Annotated in this window: 2 protein-coding genes; both read left to right on the top strand. The window is 32.9% G+C overall.

Going from position 1 to position 4,913, the window contains the following annotated elements:
• Positions 1–992 precede the first annotated feature (992 nt).
• The gene (locus tag I656_RS02260) at positions 993–2,867 is read left to right on the top strand and encodes an ATP-dependent endonuclease (RefSeq protein WP_033006506.1); all 1,875 of its coding nucleotides are present in this window, start codon (positions 993–995) and stop codon (positions 2,865–2,867) included.
• Entirely contained in the window at positions 2,842–4,689 is a 1,848-nt protein-coding gene (locus tag I656_RS02265) for a UvrD-helicase domain-containing protein (protein ID WP_128570089.1), read from the top strand. Before I656_RS02260 ends, I656_RS02265 begins: the two co-directional genes overlap by 26 nt.
• Positions 4,690–4,913 lie beyond the last annotated feature (224 nt).

The following is a 4,913-nucleotide window of genomic DNA, read 5'->3' as shown; positions in this document are numbered from 1 at the left end:
AGGGTGCGAAATGTGAGTTTCAACGTGATCTTTCTCAATTTCAATGGTCAAGTCCTAATTATTGTGTAAATTCCCCTTTGATAGAAAACATGGACCTGATAACTTGACGTATAGTATAGGTGAGTCCGGTAAACGTCCCTGACGGTCGTCTTCCCGGACAAACGATCATGTTGTCAAGGAATCAATGCGTCAAGGAGCTTTCAGGCATATCCTCGTTTCGCTCTGGTATTCCACGTTCTCCTTGACACGTCAAAGGGGTGAGCCGTTATCCCACTCTTTTCATCGCCGGAGTCTCTTGATTCATCGAGCGGGCTTCTTGTTCTTTTGTTTTCTGTCACTGCCAATAGTCAGACAATCTAAACCCTTCTTCGGGGATTTGATTCAGAACTTGTTCGAGCAGCTTAGTCAATCCTTTATCTTTCAGCAATAGCCCGTGCAAAAGTTCATCATTTACAGGAATATGATATTGAGCCAGCGTTGCATTCCTCCTTATGTTTGGGGTTCACTGTTTATTTGACCAAAGGGGAAGCAACGTGGCTCTTTTTTCTATTCCTTTTTTACACAATTATACGGACTTAACTTAGGAACCCACATACTACACACCGAAGAAAAATCTGCACAAGAGGCACTTTAACACAATTAATTTATTTCATTTTATTAACTTTCTTAAATAGAAAAACCTTGAAATATCGCGTATTTTCAAGACGCATTTTAATTGATTTAACCATTTTACGTATTTAACTTACTTGTTTTTCCCCTTTCTATTTTGACAGGATTATACCCAGAATTGTACCCACATAATCACATTCTATAATTTACATAATGATTTCTGAGTAAACTTACAATTCAAACTTACAATTCAAACTTACAATTCATACGGATAATAATAAAAATATACAAAATGTAACATTTTTCGCCAAAAAATGATAAAATTCAAGAATAAGGTCATTTGATCTTCTTCTTTTTAGCTTAATTGGGGAAGGGGAGATTTGATGTATATATCTAAATTAGTAATAGAAGGATATCGTTGTTTTAATGAAAAAACCGAAATACCTTTAAATGAAGGACTTACAGTTATCTTGGGTGAAAACGGAAGCGGCAAGTCGGCTATTATTGATGCAATACGATTAATCTTAAATGAAGACGAGTTTGGTAATGTTAAAATTACTGAAAAAGAGTTTTGGCACTCAATTGGTAATACTAAGAATGAGATAAGGTCTAATTTTACGATTGACCTAATCTTCTCGGGTCTCAACGAAAAGGAACAATTAGCTTATTTACCTTGGTTAAACCCGAACGATTTATGTTCGGCATCTTTACATTTAAAAGTGCAAAATAAGACTAATTCTAGAAATCAATATAAGAGGGAATTATGGGGAGGTAATTCCTCAAGTAGTATATTCGAGTGGGATACATATAATTCAATTCAATGCACATATTTACCGCCATTGCGTGACGCAGAACAACGCCTTAGAGCTGTTAGAGGATCACGTTTAGCTCGCTTAATAACTAAAATGGAGTCAAAAAATAACGCAAGAGAGCGTTTAGAAGATATAGTTAAACAAAATAACAAAGAATTATTAAAAGATGAGCTGATCGTAAAAGCAAAGGATAATATTAAAAATCGACTAATAGAATCTTTGGGAGAACAATTGGCTCAAGATATTAGCGTTTCTTTTTCGGAAACTCGATTCGAGAGAATCATTGAAAATTTAAAACTGTTATTCTATCCGCTTCTTGATAATGAAGTGAGTGTAGAAGAGTTTCGGGAGTTATCAGAAAATAGTCTTGGATATAACAACTTAATTTATTTAGCAACTGTATTAGCGGAATTAGAGCAAACAGAAGAAAATGAGTTATCTACTCGCATTCTTCTGATAGAGGAACCCGAGGCACATTTACATCCACAACTACAGACAAAATTACTTGAATATATAGAAAAACAAGCTCGAATAAGTGGTGTTCAAGTTATTGTCACTACCCATTCACCAATAATAGCTTCTTCTGTTGACTTAAATAATATTTTAGTTGTTAAAAGAACAGATTTTAATAACAGTCCTACGATTGTTCCATTAAAGAATGTAGGATTAACTCCAAAACAGAAATTTTTCTTGCAACGTTGGATGGATATTACTAAATCAACTTTATTGTTTGCTAGAGGTGTGATTCTTGTTGAAGGGATAGCGGAAGGACTAGTTATTCCAGAGTTGGCTAAAAGAGTATTACATAAATATTTGAATTCAAAGAAAAAAATATCCGATTACTCTTTAGAAGAATATAGTGTTTCCGTAATAAATATGGGTGGTATTTATTTCGAGTCATTCTTTCAACTATTTATGAATGCAGAAGAACAAGGAAAAGGTATACCAATTAGATGTGCAGGTATAACAGATTGTGATCCTAAAGAAAGTGACACTCCTTATGTTGGAAATGAGTGCGAATGTAATAATCCGGCATTAAAACTACAGATGATACTGAAAGATAACAAATATTGCCGCTTATACAGTAATTCTAAAACTTTTGAATATGACTTGGCTCTATGCGGAAACAACTTTTTGGTAATGGTTGATACCTTCCTTGAAATTTTAGAAACAGATGGATCTATCAGAGAAGACTTTGAAAAATATAAAAAGGAATTTATCAGAAAAACTGATAGTGAAAAAGCTAAAATAGCAAAATGCTTATTAGATAGAATAGATAACCCTAAATTATGCGGTAAGGGTTTATTTGCTCAACACTTAGCTTATAAACTTGCCAATGAGGAAATAGAATTTACAGTTCCTAATTATATCGAGAAAGCTATTCTTTGGGCTTGCAATCTAAATGAAAGGAGTGAAAGTAATGTACCAACAAATTCTGGAAATTAAACCCATAAATAAATTAGATTTAATTTATTCGGTGTTAAATAACGAAGATATAAAACGTCTTTCCCCAGAGCAAGCTACTTTTATTTTACATCCAATTAATCGGGATTGTTTTTTAAGCGCTTGCCCGGGCAGTGGAAAAACGCATTCGGTTGGCATCAAAATAGCATATGAAATTCAAAATTGGATTTCCAAGATAAGTGGTATAGCTGTTCTCTCATTTACGAAAAATGCTGCGGAAGAAATCAAAAATCGTGCTAATCGCTTTTTGGGAAATTTGAATGTAAGTCATCCTCATTTCGTTGGTACGATTGATAGTTGGCTCCATTCCTATATTTTCCACCCTTTTGGTTCTGTAGTAACTAGGTATAAGGGAGCTGAAGGGGATGTTTCACATAAATTAATACAGGATGGTAATCATGGTACATGGTTAAAAAATTTTAGTACCAATAAAATTTCTATACTAGATTACACTATTGATATGAATGAAAATCCTACAGTTTGTGATGAAAAGAAAAAAATCGAAAATGATCCCTTAACTATTAGTACTCTATTAAACAAAAAGAAACAGTTTGCAGAAAAAGGTTTTGTAACCTATGCAGACATAGAATATTGGTGTTACAAGCTTTTGCAACAAAGAGGGGATATTCTTGATTTAATTGCTAAAAGATTTCCCTATATTTTTATTGATGAGTGTCAGGATTTATCTGAAATTCAGCTTGGTATTTTAAGTTTATTAAAACAGGCAGGGGTAACTATTCATTTAATCGGTGATTTAGATCAAGCAATTTACGGATTTAGAAAGGTCTATCCGGAAAAAGTGATTGAGAAAATAGATGAATGGAAAATGGAACGTTTACAATTAACCATTAATCACAGAAGTGTCCAGCAAATTTGTAATGTTGTTGCTAAACTAGGTGGAAAGCAACAAATTATAGGAACCCGGTCAAGTCTTAATCAATCTTGTTTACTTTGGGTTTATGATAAAAAAAATGATCTATATCAACTTCAAGAAGCATTTATCAACTTATTAGACAAAAGGAATTTAAATGTCAAAGATGCGATTATTATTGCTAGAGGATCCTCGACAATTAGGCAAATTAAAGGTTACCCAAAGGATACAAAACTAGACAAAGCTAAAAATCATATTGTATACAAAATTGCATCCGCTATTACTCACTGGAGTTCAGCTAATTTTAAAGACAAAAATGTCGCATTAGAATTATTTAGTCAAGCCATTATCGACTTAGCGTATGCCGGAAAAGGTAAATCAGGAATTATTACAACCCCTTTTTCTTACAACCCAATAGATTGGCGTATAAAACTTGGAACTTATCTCGAGAAGATTGCTAGTAAAAGTGATTTTATAGTTAAAGAAACTTCTAAACAAATATGGAAAAATTGGGTTAAAGATATTCTTAAAAGTGAATTTAAGAATATTTGGGATGAACTTAAAGATGTTGAATACTCATTTGAGAAAATTGTCAGAAGATTAAGATCTCCTGAAGGATTGTCAGATATTCCTATGTCTAAAAAATTTTTAATGGGTGAAAAAAAGATCGAAATTAAAGTAAAAGTAGATACGATACATAAAGTAAAAGGAGAAACTTACAGGGCCGCTCTTGTAGTTTCTTCACCAACTAAAAAATCTGATGGTGGACATTTCACACAATGGTTACAGAAAGGTACAGAAGCAAGCCGCTTTGCTTATGTAGCATGTTCAAGACCACAAGATTTATTAGTTTTAGCTATTCCAGAGTACAGCGAAGAGATATTAAACTTAGGATTTTATTTAGATGACATGAAGGAATATATCTCTGTGTAAAATGATAAGCAATTTTCAACTATTATAACTATCTCGAATAAATTTCCAAATATAACCGATTAATGTTTAGGATGTCTAGCAAAATTCCACCACCTAAAAAAGCAAGAGTTATTGGAAGTAAGTTTAATTCAAAAAGTGAAAAATAACCTAAGGATGGTTCACCAAACTGTTATTAAAAGCCATCATCTATTAAAAAAGCGCGAAGGAATATTTGAGATACTTTC

This window comes from Geobacillus sp. WSUCF1 (assembly GCF_000422025.1).
GTDB classification, from domain to species: Bacteria; Bacillota; Bacilli; order Bacillales; family Anoxybacillaceae; genus Geobacillus; species Geobacillus zalihae.
Note: the sequence above shows the minus strand (reverse complement) of the source record. Positions and strands in the feature narration are given on the sequence as shown.